At 64.7% G+C, this 14,647-nt stretch carries 19 protein-coding genes and 1 pseudogene; 14 read left to right on the top strand and 6 right to left on the bottom strand.

Features of this window, described 5'->3' with window-relative positions:
- Positions 1 to 346: 346 nt before the first annotated feature.
- From QFZ30_RS20290 to QFZ30_RS20280, 3 genes are all read left to right on the top strand, one after another.
- The gene (locus QFZ30_RS20290) at positions 347 to 1,717 is read left to right on the top strand and encodes a sensor histidine kinase (protein WP_307079366.1); all 1,371 of its coding nucleotides are present in this window, start codon (positions 347 to 349) and stop codon (positions 1,715 to 1,717) included.
- The gene (locus QFZ30_RS20285) at positions 1,710 to 2,393 is read left to right on the top strand and encodes a response regulator (RefSeq protein ID WP_307079363.1); all 684 of its coding nucleotides are present in this window, start codon (positions 1,710 to 1,712) and stop codon (positions 2,391 to 2,393) included. The genes QFZ30_RS20290 and QFZ30_RS20285 overlap by 8 nt, the downstream gene beginning before the upstream one ends.
- Positions 2,394 to 2,485: 92 nt before the next feature.
- On the top strand, positions 2,486 to 2,746 hold the full coding sequence (locus tag QFZ30_RS20280) for a hypothetical protein (protein ID WP_307079361.1): 261 nt from the start codon (positions 2,486 to 2,488) through the stop codon (positions 2,744 to 2,746).
- A 99-nt stretch (positions 2,747 to 2,845) separates the two neighbouring features.
- Here QFZ30_RS20280 and QFZ30_RS20275 read toward each other — a convergent pair whose 3' ends face one another.
- Positions 2,846 to 3,667, bottom strand: coding sequence for an MBL fold metallo-hydrolase (locus QFZ30_RS20275; protein WP_307079360.1), 822 nt, complete (start codon positions 3,665 to 3,667; stop codon positions 2,846 to 2,848).
- A 114-nt stretch (positions 3,668 to 3,781) separates the two neighbouring features.
- Between QFZ30_RS20275 and QFZ30_RS20270 the strand changes: the two genes are divergently transcribed.
- Positions 3,782 to 4,597, top strand: a complete 816-nt coding sequence (locus tag QFZ30_RS20270) for a hypothetical protein (protein WP_307079358.1) — start codon at positions 3,782 to 3,784, stop codon at positions 4,595 to 4,597.
- 126 nt (positions 4,598 to 4,723) lie between these two features.
- Here the strand turns inward: QFZ30_RS20270 and QFZ30_RS20265 are convergent, their stop codons facing one another.
- From QFZ30_RS20265 to QFZ30_RS20255, 3 genes are all read right to left on the bottom strand, one after another.
- The gene (locus QFZ30_RS20265; RefSeq protein ID WP_307079356.1) at positions 4,724 to 5,248 is read right to left on the bottom strand and encodes a GNAT family N-acetyltransferase; all 525 of its coding nucleotides are present in this window, start codon (positions 5,246 to 5,248) and stop codon (positions 4,724 to 4,726) included.
- Positions 5,245 to 5,595 (bottom strand): ArsR/SmtB family transcription factor, encoded by a 351-nt coding sequence (locus tag QFZ30_RS20260; protein WP_307079354.1) that lies wholly within the window; start codon positions 5,593 to 5,595, stop codon positions 5,245 to 5,247. Before QFZ30_RS20260 ends, QFZ30_RS20265 begins: the two co-directional genes overlap by 4 nt.
- 84 nt (positions 5,596 to 5,679) lie before the next feature.
- Positions 5,680 to 6,420, bottom strand: coding sequence for an aquaporin (locus QFZ30_RS20255; protein ID WP_307079352.1), 741 nt, complete (start codon positions 6,418 to 6,420; stop codon positions 5,680 to 5,682).
- 45 nt (positions 6,421 to 6,465) lie between these two features.
- Here QFZ30_RS20255 and QFZ30_RS20250 point away from each other — a divergent pair, with 45 nt between their 5' ends.
- From QFZ30_RS20250 to QFZ30_RS20225, 6 genes are all read left to right on the top strand, one after another.
- Positions 6,466 to 7,140: an arsenate reductase/protein-tyrosine-phosphatase family protein gene (locus tag QFZ30_RS20250; RefSeq protein WP_307079349.1), complete on the top strand. Its 675-nt coding sequence runs from the start codon at positions 6,466 to 6,468 to the stop codon at positions 7,138 to 7,140.
- A gap of 148 nt (positions 7,141 to 7,288) precedes the next feature.
- Positions 7,289 to 7,711 carry an arsenate reductase ArsC gene (locus tag QFZ30_RS20245; protein WP_307079348.1) on the top strand — a complete coding sequence of 141 codons (423 nt, stop codon included), beginning with the start codon at positions 7,289 to 7,291 and terminating at the stop codon, positions 7,709 to 7,711.
- 29 nt (positions 7,712 to 7,740) lie between these two features.
- Positions 7,741 to 8,730, top strand: a complete 990-nt coding sequence (gene trxB / locus QFZ30_RS20240; RefSeq protein ID WP_307079346.1) for a thioredoxin-disulfide reductase — start codon at positions 7,741 to 7,743, stop codon at positions 8,728 to 8,730.
- Positions 8,731 to 8,933: 203 nt separating this feature from the next.
- Complete coding sequence (locus QFZ30_RS20235; RefSeq protein ID WP_307079344.1) at positions 8,934 to 10,310, top strand: FAD-dependent oxidoreductase; 1,377 nt, start codon at positions 8,934 to 8,936, stop codon at positions 10,308 to 10,310.
- 54 nt (positions 10,311 to 10,364) lie between these two features.
- Positions 10,365 to 10,799 (top strand): arsenate-mycothiol transferase ArsC, encoded by a 435-nt coding sequence (locus QFZ30_RS20230; protein ID WP_307079342.1) that lies wholly within the window; start codon positions 10,365 to 10,367, stop codon positions 10,797 to 10,799.
- A gap of 24 nt (positions 10,800 to 10,823) precedes the next feature.
- Complete coding sequence (locus QFZ30_RS20225; protein WP_307079340.1) at positions 10,824 to 11,297, top strand: universal stress protein; 474 nt, start codon at positions 10,824 to 10,826, stop codon at positions 11,295 to 11,297.
- A gap of 151 nt (positions 11,298 to 11,448) precedes the next feature.
- Here the strand turns inward: QFZ30_RS20225 and QFZ30_RS20220 are convergent, their stop codons facing one another.
- Both QFZ30_RS20220 and QFZ30_RS20215 read right to left on the bottom strand, forming a co-directional pair.
- Complete coding sequence (locus tag QFZ30_RS20220) at positions 11,449 to 12,405, bottom strand: phosphotransferase enzyme family protein (protein WP_307079338.1); 957 nt, start codon at positions 12,403 to 12,405, stop codon at positions 11,449 to 11,451.
- Between the two features lie 162 nt (positions 12,406 to 12,567).
- Positions 12,568 to 13,176: a glyoxalase gene (locus QFZ30_RS20215; RefSeq protein WP_307079336.1), complete on the bottom strand. Its 609-nt coding sequence runs from the start codon at positions 13,174 to 13,176 to the stop codon at positions 12,568 to 12,570.
- Positions 13,177 to 13,327: 151 nt separating this feature from the next.
- On the opposite strand from QFZ30_RS20215, the pseudogene QFZ30_RS22100 reads away from it, so the two are divergent.
- From QFZ30_RS22100 to QFZ30_RS20200, 4 genes and pseudogenes are all read left to right on the top strand, one after another.
- A pseudogene (locus QFZ30_RS22100) lies at positions 13,328 to 13,513 on the top strand (AAA family ATPase); the annotation flags it as partial.
- A complete protein-coding gene (locus tag QFZ30_RS20210; protein WP_307079332.1) occupies positions 13,485 to 13,646 on the top strand; it encodes a hypothetical protein in 162 nt (53 codons plus the stop codon). The pseudogene QFZ30_RS22100 and the gene QFZ30_RS20210, both read left to right, overlap by 29 nt.
- A gap of 128 nt (positions 13,647 to 13,774) precedes the next feature.
- Positions 13,775 to 14,224 carry a helix-turn-helix transcriptional regulator gene (locus QFZ30_RS20205; RefSeq protein ID WP_307079330.1) on the top strand — a complete coding sequence of 150 codons (450 nt, stop codon included), beginning with the start codon at positions 13,775 to 13,777 and terminating at the stop codon, positions 14,222 to 14,224.
- Positions 14,225 to 14,234: 10 nt separating this feature from the next.
- Positions 14,235 to 14,636 (top strand): VOC family protein, encoded by a 402-nt coding sequence (locus tag QFZ30_RS20200; protein ID WP_307079328.1) that lies wholly within the window; start codon positions 14,235 to 14,237, stop codon positions 14,634 to 14,636.
- Positions 14,637 to 14,647 lie beyond the last annotated feature (11 nt).

Below are 14,647 nucleotides of genomic sequence, written 5' to 3'. Positions count from 1 at the left end.
AGCTTTCCGTCCCTCGCCAATCCGTTGGCCAGGCCGAATATACCGACGTAGATTCCGCGGGTGTTCGGTTGTGTTGCTTGGTATCTGACAAATTCGGGTGCGACATCCATGCAAGCACTGATCCTTCATTTTTCCGTCAGACGATGGCAGGAGGGGCATTGAGAAATGTTCCCAGGTCAAGACGATATCGGTCGCGGAATCGCTCACAGAGCATGCCGTCAGTCGGACTCGGCACGCGTCGCAGCGTACCCAAAAGCTGGCTCAAAGAATGAATCAGCTGGCTTTTAGGTTGAGATTGCAGCGATGTGGCGGGAAGAGTGTGATTGCCGTGGATATGGTGACTGGCATGGAACCAGTTCTGAAATTTGCGCGGCGTTGGGGCGCCCCTGTGGCGGCCGTCATCTTCTTCTCCCTCTGGTGTGTGGCCGAGGCAGGCAGAATGGGAGGATCCTGGCTGTCATGGTCAGGGAACTGGCCGCTGGCCCTGATGACATTGGCCGTCGCCACGGCCTCCTGGAAACCCCTGGTGTCCCTTGGATTCACGGTTGCACTCCTTGCCGGACAGTTAAGTCACGCCCTGCCGCCGATGTACTCCAATCACTGGGCCATCTACCTGGGCTCCTTTGTGGCTCTTGGCTTCATTTTGTGGACCGCCCCGCCGCGGCTGCAGTACATCGCTGCGGGCACGAACGTGGTCGCCGCTGCCATCATGGCCTTCCTGATGCTCTCGTGGAGATACGGCGACGGTGTCGGCTGGTACCCCCCTGCGTATGCCGGCGACCGCTGGATGCTGCAGGACTATGGCTGGCAGTTGTTCGCGCTTCTCCTGCTGATCGCCGGGGCCTGCGCCGCCGTCGGACTTGTGCTGGCCCTGTATCAGGAACGGGGCAGCCTGTTCCGGGCCCGGGAGCTCGCGCAGAGCAGCCTGAAGGAAACCGAGATCGACCTCATCGTGGAGCAGGAACGGACACGCATCGCCAGGGATCTGCACGACGTCCTCGCCCATTCCCTCGCGGTCATCGCCGCCCAGGCCGACGGAACCCGCTACCTGAGCAAGGACCAGCCCAAGGCCGTCCTCAACGCCCTGGACACCATCGCCCGGTCAGCGCGCAGTGCCCTGGTGGATGCCCAACGCGTGATCGAAGGAGTCCGCGATGACGGCATGGTGACGCCCCAGCCACGGCTGAGCGACATCCCGGCACTCATCGAAGGCATGCAGCGCGGCAGTTTGAAGATCCACTCCAGCGAGTCCGGAACGCCCGTGGAGCTCTCTACCGGACAGGAGATGGCGGTCTTCCGGATTGTTCAGGAATGCCTGACCAATGCCCTCAAACATGGCGGACGCGGCACGGACGTGCGGCTCCACTTTGACTGGAGCGGGCCCGGCCTGACCCTGCACGTGGCCTCGGCCGTTGCCCCATCCGGCCATGAAGACCCTGCGGATCCGGCCATGCCCCGGGTCGGGAGAGGACTTCCAGGCATGCGCGAACGCGCCCATCTGGCCGGTGGCTGGCTGACGGCCGGGCCGGACGGCGAACACTTCCGGGTGACAGTCTTCATCCCCTACGGAACCCGGGATATGAGGGCCGCGGACGGTACAGCCGAAGCCGGGGGAACTCTCGGTGAAATTTCAGGTGCGGAACCCCAGCCAGCGCTGGCCGCAACAGGCCTTCCCCTGCCGGCAGGGGCCGCACGGGAAGCAGACGACCGTGGCTGATGCCGGGGCGCGCATCACCGTGGCCCTGGTCGACGACCAGCCCTTGTTCCGGGCGGGTATCCGCATGCTGATAGAGAGCCAGGAGGACTTGGAACTCTCGGGAGAGGCCGGTGACGGGGAAGAGGCGGTGACCCTGGCAATCGAACGGCGTCCGGACGTCATGCTGATGGACCTGCGTATGCCGATCATGGACGGCGTCGAAGCCACCCGGCGGATCGTGCAGCACGCCGCGGAGGCCGGAACCGACAAACCGAAGGTCATCGCGCTGACCACCTTCAACAGGGATCAGGCCGTGGTCCAGGCCGTGCAGGCCGGAGCGAGCGGGTATCTGCTCAAGAGCGCGGAACCGGAATTCCTGCTGGCAGCGATCCGGACCGTCCACTCCGGCTACTCCGTCATCGCGCCAGGATCCATCCACTCTCTCTTCGAGCATGCTGCCCGCAACGTTCCCGCTATCGGTCCGGACTTGTCCGTACTTAACGTCCTGTCCGTGCGGGAGCGGGACGTCTTTCTACTCGCGGCCAAAGGCCTCAGCAATGGTGAAATGGCGGAGAGTCTGTTCGTCTCTGAAGCCACCATCAAAACTCACCTGCGCAGTGTGTTGGACAAACTGGAGCTCCGCACCCGGCTCCAGCTGGTCGCATTCGCTCACGAACGCCGTCTACTGGGCACCTGAACAGGCAACGGACAAACGCCTGGAAACCGCATGGGGCGCCGCTCCCCGGACCATGGTCGGCGCATTTCCCAAGAAGGAGAACTCAAGGACAAATGACGGACGTTTCAACTGTTGCCCTCAACATGACCTTTCTCATGACCCTCGCCATCGGTTTCCTGATTTTCCTTGCCCACGTTCTCATTTTCACCACCATGCTGATGATGGCCGGCGCCGCCCACTTGACCGCAGTCACTTTCACGGCACTGTGGGACCGGCTCCGGATGGCAGGAGTGCCAAACTACCGATCTAGATCTGCTCGTGATCGGGAAACCCGGCTGGCCAAGTTACGACGCCACGGAACAACCGCCTCGTAGAGCGCATTGAACAACCTATCGGCAGTCGGTACACGCCCAATGCGTGCTCGATTGAGGAACGGCGGTGTCGGGACAGCCCGCAGTTCCTGAATCCGACCGCTATTCGGGCATCTCGTTCCGCTCTCTTTGGGCGAGCCGCTGTAGCTGCCATCTATGCACGTCGGGCAGCCAATCCAACGTGGCCGAGGGACCGACCCGCGGGTCGTCGGGAACACCGCCGTCGAGCAGGGCCTGCACGTACGCGCGATCCTGTCTGATGCGTGGTCGTAGCTGCTCAGCTCCGCCGACTGAGCCGTGACCGGGGATGACGGCATCAACGTCGTCGGCCACGCTCTCGAACAGCCGCAACGCGACGAGGTAGTCCTCGAGCGGATCCGCGGCCTCCAGGTCGAGGAACGGCATCAGGATGTCAGAAAGCATGTCGCCGGCGACGAGGACGCCGCGCTCCTCGATCAACAGCGCCGCATGGCCTGGGGCATGGGCCTGATGCTCTATGATCCGGACCCTGGGGCCATCCCAAGGAATCTGCGCAGCTTCGGCGGGCAGACCGGTAATGAGACCGAGCAAATCCATCGGGATTTCCTCGGCGTACTCCGGCGGGAGCCCCTCGGCTATGCGGGCCTTCCAATCTGCGTTAGACAGCAGATCTTGGATAGAGGCCGCGCAGCGGGCGGTACCGTAACGGGGCGCGTCGCCGAAGTTCGCGTGCCAGAGCACGTGGTCCCAATCAGAATGCGTCGAGAAGCCTGCCACGACGGGCTGGCCCAACTCGCGAAGGTCGTTCGCGAGGGCCGCCATTTCGTCGCCCGTTATACCGGGGTCGATGAGCAACACACCGTCCCGGCCCTGCACGACAACGGAATTACTCTGGATGAACTCGCTCTCGTGAACCAGAACGCCCTCAGCGACTTCCTTCAGCATGAAATGCCTTCCGCTTGTGGTTGCAACCGCTCGTCGTGACCGTAGTACCTGACGGTGATAGATGGCAAGGCACTATGGGCGACGCGTATGAGCCGCGTCGCGCTAAACTGGATCATGACCGGTGCCCCTGCCCGTCTTTTGGCGTGGCTCGTCGTCCTGGTGACCCTCATCACGGCCTGCACTCCTGCAGTGGACCTCGATGAGGCCGCCACCGATCAACCATCCGCGACCTCTTCGCCCCTGCCAGCCGCGGGCGATGCCGCCCTCGCCCCGCTGGGGACTCCGACCACCACCCCGGCACCGGTTCCCACTCCAGCTCTGGTGCCCCAGGCGTTTTCCCTCAACCTCTACCAAGAGGGGGACTTCGTGCCGCAGTACACCTTTGACTGGTGCGTTGGGGCGAGCATCCAGATCGCACACAACCTCATCGATGACACGGGGGGCGGATCGTGGGCCGATCCCGCTCAGCAGGGCGAGCTGTGGGAGATGGCCCGGGCGCGGTCGTCCAACTCGTTCAACGGTGCCAACCCGCTCGGTTGGGCGCAGGTGCTGACCGAGGTCGGGATGGGGCCATACGCCGTCGTCAGCATCGCCGACTACGACGACGCGCTGCAGACTGCGGCGCGTGCCATCGCCGACACGGGCAGGCCGGTCGGGCTGGTCATGTGGCGCGGTCGCCACGCGTGGGTGATGAGCGGGTTCGAATCGCTTGGCGATCCCGACCAGTTCCCGGAGTTCTCGGTCACTGGCATCCGCGTCCAGGATCCGCTCCACCCGCACGGCAGCGGGCAGTGGGGTCCGTCGCCCGCGCCCAACAGCCTGCTCACCCCCGAGCAGCTGGCGACGCAGTTCGTGATCCGGGAGCCGCGACGTTGGAGTAGCGATCTGCCGACCGGCTACCTGCTGGTGCTGCCGCTCGCCGGGGCCTGATCAGGCCTTCGCGCCCTTTCGCGCCGTTCGGGCCCTTCCCGACACCACGAATGGAAGGCCCACATCGCCCCAAGGCTGCCTGTGCATTCCAGTTGCCGTAGCCGGGAACCGCGGGCGGTTCGCCGTTCAGATGGTGGGGGACCGGCGTTCGATCAGGACGGTGTCGCGCCACCGGCCGGTCAAGGGGCCGTGCGTCATGCGGGCAATGCGTTGCCGGCGCCCGACGACGATGTAGCCGTTGGCGAGGTGGAGTCTGAGACTGGCTTCGTTTTCGGGGAAGACGCTGGCCTGGATGGTCCAGATCCCGTCGTTCTCTGTTGACTTAGCCAGGGCCTGAAGCAGCACTGTTCCGAGGCCGCACCCGCGGGCTTCGGCCGCGATGTAGACGGAGTGTTCGACCACGCCTGAGTAGACGGGGCGGGCGGAGACGGGGGAGACGGCCGTCCAGCCAAGGATCATGCCTTCTGCGGTTTCGGCGACGAGCCGGTGGCGGGGCAGTCTCGAGGTGTTGAACCGTTCCCAGTCGGGCGGCTCTGATTCGAAGGTGGCGTGGCCGGTGGCGATGCCTTCGCCGTAGATCCTTTGGACGGCCGGCCAGTCGTCGTCGCGCAAGGGACGGATCGTGGCCGCGGACGGTTCCGGCTGGGTCACAGCGTCGCCAGGAGTCCGGCCGCCGCGTCCAGGGCCCCGGGTACCACGGAGTAGTAGGCCCATGTGCCGCGCTTTTCACGGTGAAGCAGTCCGGCCTCCACCAGAATCTTCAGGTGGTGGGAGACCGTGGGCTGGCCCAGGTCCAGCGGCTCGGTCAGGTCGCACACGCAGGACTCACCGGAGGCGTCGGCCTTGACGATGGACAGCAGGCGCAGCCTGTTCGGATCGGCCAGCGCCTTGAAGACCAGGGCTTTCTGCTTCGCCTCCTCGGCCCCCAGGGCAGGCGTTCCTGCCGGGGCGCAGCAGGCTTCATCCGTTGCCGGGTCGAGTATGGGCAGCGAGTTCATGTACCCATTATGACGCAACATTGATAATCATCAATGTATGAGCTGGGAGATTTCGGGACGGAAGCGAGCGGCGCAGACCTATGGCTATGAGCTGGCCGTTTCGGAACTGTGCGGGAGAACGACGTCGTCCGCGGCGCGGGCCGCGGAGGGGAACAGGATGAGGAGGAGGCCAAGGCCTGCGGCCGCACCGATCAGCTGCGCCGCCACGAAGCCGGGAACAGATGCCGGTGCAATGCCGGCGAAGGTGTCACTGAAGATACGGCCGACTGTCACGGCCGGGTTCGCGAAAGACGTCGAAGACGTGAACCAGTATGCTGCGCCGATGTAAGCGCCCACCGCGGGCGCGGCGAGGATGCCACGGGAGGTGGCAGCCAGGGCGAAGATCAGTAGGACGAGCCCGGCGGTAGCGATAACCTCACCCAACAGATGTCCGGTAGTTGCGCGCTCCTTGGCAGAGATGGAGGTGCCCACATCAAACATGGCGTTGGCGACCACACTGCCGCTGACTGCACCTGCGGTCTGGGCCATGACGTAGGCGCCAAGCTCCGGCAGGGTCAGTCCGGAGCCGCTGCGCCGGCCCAGGATCCAGTCCGCGAGGGAGACGACGGGATTGAAATGCGCGCCGCTCACGGGCCCGAGCATCAGAATCAGCACCGTCAGGCCCAGCACTGTGGCAGTGCTGTTCTCAAGCAGTTGCAGGCCAACGTCGTGAGGGGAGAGCTGCTGCGCGGCGATTCCGGAGCCGACGACGACGGTCACGAGCAGGCTGGTGCCGAGCAGTTCGGCCACGGCACGACGCCACAGCGGCGGCTGGTTGGAGGTCATAACAACAGCTTGACGGAAAGAATTAACTCAGTCAAAATTGAATCAATGAAAACTGAGACAATCGCCGGATTCCAGGCGCGGGTCGCCAAGCACGCGGCCCTCGCCGATCCCGCGCGGCTGCGCATCGTTGATTTGCTGACCCTTGGAGACTTCTCCCCGACGGAGCTGCAGGCAGAGCTGGGCATGCCGTCGAATCTGCTGTCCCACCATCTGCGCGCTCTGGAAAGCGCCGGATTGGCAACCCGTCACCGCTCAGAAGCCGACAGGCGCCGCAGCTATATCCGGCTTGCTGCCAGTGCTCTGGAGGGCTTGGTGCCGGGTGCTGAACACGCGGCCCGCCGGGTACTGTTCGTCTGCACGCGGAACAGCGCCCGGTCCCAACTGGCCACCGCACTCTGGCAACAGGTCAGTGAAATCCCATCAACATCGGCGGGAACGCACCCCGCCGCCCGCATCGCCCAAGGTGCCATCGAAGTCGCCCGCCGTCACGGCGTGGACCTCGCAGACCTCTCCCCGCGCAGGCTGGACCAGGTGGCCGGGGAGGGGGACTTCGTGGTGACCGTGTGCGATAACGCCCATGAGGAGCTGGCCGGACTGGGCGGGGTGCACTGGTCGGTGCCGGATCCGCTGCGCGTGGGCACCGAGGAAGCCTTCGACAAGGCTTTCGGGGACATCGCTGGCCGCGTCAATGACCTCGCACCGCGGGTGCTCGCCGCCTGATCCGAGAATATTGACAATCATCAATCTATAGCCTGATACTCACTGTATCGATCATCATCAATATTTCCACGAGCGCTTCAGGGGGCGGCGATCAGACTTCAACCAGACCGCGATAGACCCGCCACCTAACCGATTCCAGGAGAAACCCGTGAGCACCGAAACCACCAAGAAGCCCTCCGTCCTCTTCGTCTGCGTCCATAACGCGGGCCGCTCCCAGATGGCCGCCGCCTTCCTCACCACCCTCTCCCAGGGAGGGATCGAGGTCCGCTCCGCCGGTTCCCAGCCGGCCGACAAGATTAACCCGGCCGCTGTTGAGGCCATGGCCGAGCTTGGCATCGACATGTCAGAGGAGACGCCCAAGGTCCTCACCACCGAGGCCGTCAAGGAGTCCGACGTCGTGATCACCATGGGCTGCGGTGACGAGTGCCCGTACTTCCCGGGCAAGCGCTACGAGGACTGGGTCCTGGAGGACCCGGCCGGTAAGGGCGTCGAATCCGTCCGCCCCATCCGCGACGAGATCAAGGGCCGCATCGAGGAACTGATCGAATCCCTCACGCCAGCCGCCAAGTAACGCCAGTTCCGAGCACCAGGAGAACTCCCGTGAGCGACACCGAGAACACTGAACAGCTGATCATCATCGGCTCCGGCCCAGCCGGCTACACTGCCGCGATCTACGCCGCCCGCGCGGGCCTCAAGCCCCTGGTTCTGGCCGGCTCCGTCACCGCCGGCGGGGCATTGATGAACACCACCGACGTCGAGAACTTTCCCGGCTTCCCCGGCGGGATCCAGGGTCCCGAGCTCATGGACGGCCTGCAGCAGCAGGCCGAAAGGTTCGGCGCTCAGGTGATGTTCGACGACGTCACTGAAGTAACGCTGGCCGGGCACCTCAAGCGTGTGGTCACCGGCGCCGGCGAGATCCACCAGGCTCCCGCCATTATTCTCGCCACCGGTTCGGCCTACAAGGAGCTCGGCCTGCAGGAGGAGAAGCAGTTCAGCGGGCACGGCGTTTCCTGGTGTGCCACTTGCGACGGCTTCTTCTTCCGCGACCAGGACATCATTGTTGTCGGCGGCGGCGACTCCGCCATGGAGGAGGCCACGTTCCTGACCCGCTTCGGAAAGACTGTCACCATAGTGGTCCGCAAGGGCGAACTGCGTGCCTCCCGCATCATGGCCCAGCGGGCCAAGGACAATCCCAAAATCAGCTTCGCCTGGCACTCTGCCGTCACCGCCATCCACGGCGACGGCAAGGTCACCGGTGTGACGCTGAAGGACACCCGCACGGGCGAGACCCGCGAGCATGCCGCCACCGGAATCTTCGTGGCGATCGGGCATGTCCCGCGGACTGAACTGGTGGCCGGGCAGGTGGAGCTGGACGCCGAGGGCTATATCAAGGTGGACTCACCCAGCACGGTCACCAACCTCTCGGGCGTGTTCGCATGCGGCGACGCCGTGGACCACCGCTACCGCCAGGCCATCACCGCCGCCGGTACGGGCTGCGCCGCCGCCCTCGACGCCGAGCGATATCTCGCCGCGTTAGAGGATGCTGACAGCATCGCTACTGCCCTGGTGGAGGAACCAACCCACGCCTGACCAAGGACGGGAGAGGGGGTGAGCCAAATGAAGACAGGATGCTGCGGCGACTCGGGTTGCTGCGACGACGATCAGGACTGCTGCTAGACACCCCGCAGCCCGCCCAACTAGGCAGCAGCAGTCGTTATGAGCCCTCAAACGACATCTACTGCTACCTAGTTGGGCCCCGAACCGCAACACCTACGGATCATATAGAGGACACCATGGATTCAGCCAAGAACCTTCCCGTCGCCGTCATCGGCGCCGGCCCCGTGGGCCTTGCCGCCGCGGCCCACCTCCTCGAACGCGGCCTCGAACCGCTGATCTTCGAAGCCGGTCCCTCCGCGGGCGCCGCCATCGAACAGTGGCGCCACATCCGCCTCTTCTCACCGTGGCGGTTCAACATGGACGCAGCAGCCGTCCGCCTGCTCGAAGACTCCGGCTGGGAATCACCCCGGCCCACGGCGCTGCCCTATGGCGGAGAACTGATCGATGAGTACCTGGCCCCATTGGCCGCCCTCCCTGCCATCAACTCCCGGCTGCAGACTGGCGCCCGCGTCGTCGCCGTGACCCGTTCCGGCATGGACAAGACCCACACCCGCAACCGCGAGACCACACCCTTCGTCGTCAGGATCGTGCACGAGAACGGAGAAGTCCGCGATCACACCGTGGCCGCGGTCATTGACGCCTCCGGCACCTGGTCCACCCGAAACCCGTTGGGGACCGCCGGGCTGCCGGCCATCGGCGAAAACTCCGCTGCGGACCGGATCTCCTCGTCCCTCCCGGACGTCACCGGCCGGGACCGGGCATCGTTCGCCGGCCGCCGCGTCCTGGTGGTCGGCGCCGGACACTCGGCCGCCAACACGCTGATCAGCCTTGCAGGCCTGGCCAAGGAAGAACCGGACACCCGGATCCTCTGGGCGGTCCGCGGGCCGTCCGCCGAGAAGGTCTACGGCGGCGGCGGCCTCGACGGCCTGCCCGCCCGCGGCCAGCTCGGCTCCCGCCTGCGCCGCCTCGTGAAGGCAGGAACCATCGAACTGCACACCGGCTTCGGCGTCGCCTCCCTCAAAGCCCTCGACTCGGGTGTCACCGTCGGAGCTGTTGACGGCCGGACCCTGGAGGCCGACGTCGTGGTGCCCTGCACCGGCTTCCGCCCTGACCTGGACGTTCTGCGTGAACTCCGGCTTGACCTGGACCCGGCCGTCGAGGCGCCCCGGGAACTGGGCCCGCTGATCGACCCCGAATTCCACTCCTGCGGCACCGTGGCCCCGCACGGCGCGAAGCTCCTGGCACACCCGGACAAGGACTTCTACATCGTGGGGATGAAGTCCTACGGCCGGGCACCGACCTTTCTGCTGGCCACCGGCTATGAGCAGGTCCGCTCCGTCGTGGCCGCACTGGCCGGGGATCGCGAAGCTGCGGACATCGTCCAGCTCGAACTCCCCGAGACCGGGGTCTGCTCCACCGACGGCGGCACCAGTTGCGACGTCCCCGCCGTGGCCACTCCAGACTCGGCGGAAGCCGGCTGCTGCGCCGCTCCGGAACCGGTGCTGGTCGGCTTCCCGACCGGCCTGACCCACGGCCGCTCCGGAGAAGTCTAAGCCCAAGGTCAAAACCCTGACCGCGTCACTGCTAACAAAGGAAACAACGCTCTCATGACCCAGGAAACCACCAGTTCAGCGAAGACTCCGGCCGTCCTCTTCGTCTGCAGCAAGAACGGCGGCAAATCCCAGCTCGCCGCCGGTCTGATGAACCAGCTCGCCGGCGGCGCCGTCACCGTTTATTCCGCAGGCACCAAACCGGGCAAATCCCTCAACCCCCAAGCCGTGGAGTCCCTGACCGAACTCGGCATCGACATCACCGGCGAACACCCCAAACCCGTCACCGAGGACGTTTTGGACACCGTGGATAGCGTCATCGTCCTGGGCAGCGAGGCCAAGCTCGTACCCCACGAAGGAACCCGCTTTGAGGTCTGGGAAACAGACGAACCCTCCGAGCGCGGAATCGAAGGCATGGAACGCATGCGCCTGGTCCGGGACGACATCAGGGCCCGGGTCCAGAAGCTTCACGCGGAGCTTACCGGGAACTAAGTATGCCTTCCACCAGAGGCGCCCATGTCCGGTGAAGGATGGCCGGACGGACCCATCGTGCTCGGAGTCGGATGGAACTTTTCAGAGCACCTGATCCGCACCGCCGCTGAGCTTGCGGCAGCCCTGGGACAGCATCTCGTCTGCGCCTTCGTGGACCCGGCCAGTTACCTGACGGAATGGGAGCCCGAGGGTCAACGGGCAGCCCTGTCCCTGGACCCGACCGTCGACGAGGAGGCGGACTTCCCGTCCAAGCAGGTCCAAAGGAATCTGGAATCCATTCTCGGGCAGCCGGGGGAGGCCTGGTCGTTCCGCGTGCTGAATGGCGCCGTTCCCAAGGCCCTCAGCCGCCTGGCAGAGAACACAGGTGCGTCATTGTTCGTTGTCGGCGCCGACCGGCCAGGATCCCTGGCCTGGGTGGACAGGCTCCTCGAAGGATCCGTCTCCGCATCCCTGATCCACCACCAGCAGCGCCCAGTCCTCATCGTCCCCGGAATCTGACCGCCGCCCTTTTTGATGGGTTGGGTGCTGTGTCACCGGCCCGAAAATTCCGCAAGTTACCGATAGGCTTTCCGCTCTGTTGCGCCTGATCCTGGAGTGCTTCACTGGAAGGTACGACGACGGCCATGCCGCCTATTGCTGCGTCACAGCCTTACAGGGCGGCTGCCCATCCGGCTGGGTCATCGCCGGGTGGGATTGCTTGGATTCCCCGCAACAGTACGAGTGCGTGCAGCCACTGGTGTTCAAGCACGGTGAGTGGTCGCACTGATTCGTATCCATCGAGAAGGGCGTCGCGGGCCCGTGCGGGTGTCGGTTGCCAGTTGGTGAATCGGGTACCGAGTAAGACGAATGCGTTGGCGAGGTCGCTGACGCAGTAGTCCAAGGCGACTTCGTCGAAGTCCAGAACGGCGATGATCTCTGAACCCGACGTGAGCACATTGGCGGCCCGGTAGTCATTGTGGATCAGCTGTGGCTGGCTGTCGATCCGGGGGAGCGACGCTAAATGGGTGCGGAGTCTTGCGGACGCGGCCGGCGCCATCCCGGTGTCCTCATGCTGCAGCCATGTCTCTATCCGCCGTCGCAAATCCAAGGACGTGCCTGTGTGGCGCCCGAACCCGTTCAGCCGGCTGTCCCTCTGTGTGGCCAAAGCGGCGTGCAAGCGGGCTAGACAGGCGCCGGCCCGTCGGACCGCTGTGTCGGCAGTGGTGTCAAGGAATTCGCCGTCTATGTGCGGTTGCACTGTGATGGAGAAGGAACCGATGATCACCCGGCGCTGACCGTCAACTGAGGCCAGTGGGGCCGCCACTGGCACGCCTTGCTTGTGCAGCGCTTGGATCAGATCTGCGATTGCCTCAAATTTGCCGAACCGTTCCTGGTCTCGGGACCACTTTGCAACCAACGCTCCCCGGTTCGTGCGGACCCAGGCGATGGCGTTGTGGCCGCTGATGATAATTCGGTCGCAGGCCTGTACATCGATGGCCCAAGCTTCGGCCAGGACCTTGGTCAGCCAGCTGACAGCCTCGTCGAAGCTGTCCAGGTCAAACCTTTTCTTCAGGGCGCTTCGGGGTTCGGTCGATTCCCAAAGCATCGACAATCCAGGTGGGAACATCTTCGAAAGTGTACTTGCCCAGGCCTCCTGAACGAGTACGCATCGGAGGGAGCTGCAAAAGCCCGGAGGTTCAGCCACTGTCGCACGTACCGGTTCAAGAGCACCTCCGACCCTGTCGTTTTCAGGCTGACCGCTCGCCTGCCTGGTGTTCGGCTGCGGCATTCACAGCGCGGCCTCCCACGCGAACCCGTCCGGGTCGGTGAACGGACCGGCATTGCTGCCGATCGCGAGTCGATGGGATCCGGTGCCGTCCGGATCGACGCCGGCGTCCTTGGCCAGGGCGCGCCGCCCGTAAAGCCCCAGCTTGACGGGACTCGACGGCATGGCGAACTCGACGTACTTGCCGAAGCTCTTCCCTACGGTGAGGCCGTGGTCGACGTAGAACCGCTTGCTCGCAGCAACGTCTGTGGCCGCCATCAGGAGCACGATCTTGTCGACCTCCGGGGTAGCCGGACCGGTGTCCTTCTTCGCCGACGTCGCGATCTTCCAGATCGCGCCATCCGGAGCTTGTACGACGCCGCCGTAGCCCCACATCGACTTACTGACCGGCTTCAGTGTCGTGGCGCCTGCCTCCACAGCGGTGTCGATCAGGCTGCTGACGGTGGACGGCTGCGACACGATGAGCGACAACGTGAACCCACGGAAGCCGGTCGTCGGGGCATCCGAGGCTCGCACGCGCAACCGCGTGCCCAAGCCGAAGGCGGCGGTGTAGAAAGCGGCGGCGACCGTGGGGTCAGGTACATCGAGGGTGACTGATTCTATGGAGGTCATGGCAGGTCCTTCAACGAGTTGGGCGGTAGGTGCTGTTGACTTTATGCTCCGGCCTCCCTGATCGCTTCTCCGATCCTGACCGATCCGCTCCGCTGAGCGGCACATTGAATTACCTCTGTTGCAATCAGCGCAAAGAACCCAACGAACGCTGATGGGCCGAGGGCCTACCAAAGGCCACAATGAAACTATGGCTGAATCTGTGATCTTGATTAATGGTCTTCCCGGCGCCGGGAAGACCACGCTGAGCAGAGTCCTTGGCAAAGAGCTAGATGTGCCAGTCGTCTCCAAGGACACGATTAAGGAAGCCCTTGCACACCCCACCCGCCCTCACACCAATGGCCGGAGCAATTGCCGCCGGACTGTTCGTTACGGCCGGCTTACACCTCTGGCGTCGGAACGCCATCCTGAGCGTCCTGGGCGGAACCGCCGTCCACGTCGCCCTGGCGTCCAGGTTCCCGGCCTGGCCCTGAACACGCCGGAACCCGCGAGTAGGGCGGGTGCCTGGGCGGCGAGAGTGAACTCATCCCGAAGCGGAGGGAATCACATGAGGCAAGGAGACTCGTCAACAGTGGGTCCATCAGCAACTAGACTTGGCGGCATGACGCCGCAGGAGCTGGCCAACCTCGCCCACCTGCGCCGGGCCCGCGACCTGATCGACCGCGAGTACGCCCGGCCGCTCGATGTGCCCACCATGGCCGCCGGCGCCCTCATGTCCCCGGCGCACTTCTCCCGCCAGTTCAAGGCGGCCTACGGCGAGTCGCCGTACAACTACCTCATGACACGGCGGATCGAACGCGCCATGGCCCTGCTGCGGGCCGGTGCCAGCGTGACGGATGCCTGCATGGAGGTCGGCTGTACATCGCTGGGGTCTTTCAGCTTACGCTTCACTGAGATCGTCGGCATCACCCCGAGCGAATATCGCTCCCGCGAGCACCAGGCTGTGAAGGCCATGCCCAGCTGCATTGCCAAACAGCACACCCGGCCGGACCGCAAGGGCAATCAGACACTGAGCAGGATTGAAGAAGCGCCCGCGTCACAGCTGCAATAGCGTGTGAGACATGAACATTTCATTGAAATACGCACACGTCACCGTCAACGATCTCGATGAGTCGCTTGCCTTCTACCGCGACGCGCTCGGCCTGGAAGTCCGGAACGACGTCGGCTCGGACGGACAGCGCTGGGTCACCCTAGGCAGTTCCGCCCAGCCCGACCTTGAAATCGTGCTGTCCCCTCCTCACGCCGGCCGCTCGCAGGCCGACGGAGACGCGATCCAGGAGTTGCTCACCAAGGGTGTCATGCCCATGCTCGTGTTCAGCACGGATGATCTCGACGCCACGTTCGAGGCCGCCCGGGCCGCCGGTGCGGAAGTCCTCCAGGAACCCATCGTCCAGCCCTGGGGCCCGCGCGACTGCGCCTTCCGTGATCCTTCCGGCAACATGCTCCGCTTCAACCAAGCCTGACACGCTGGATT

Origin of the sequence: Arthrobacter pascens (assembly GCF_030815585.1) — a bacterium.
In the GTDB taxonomy this organism is placed as follows: domain Bacteria; phylum Actinomycetota; class Actinomycetes; order Actinomycetales; family Micrococcaceae; genus Arthrobacter; species Arthrobacter pascens_A.
This window is presented reverse-complemented; position numbering and strand designations above follow the sequence as displayed.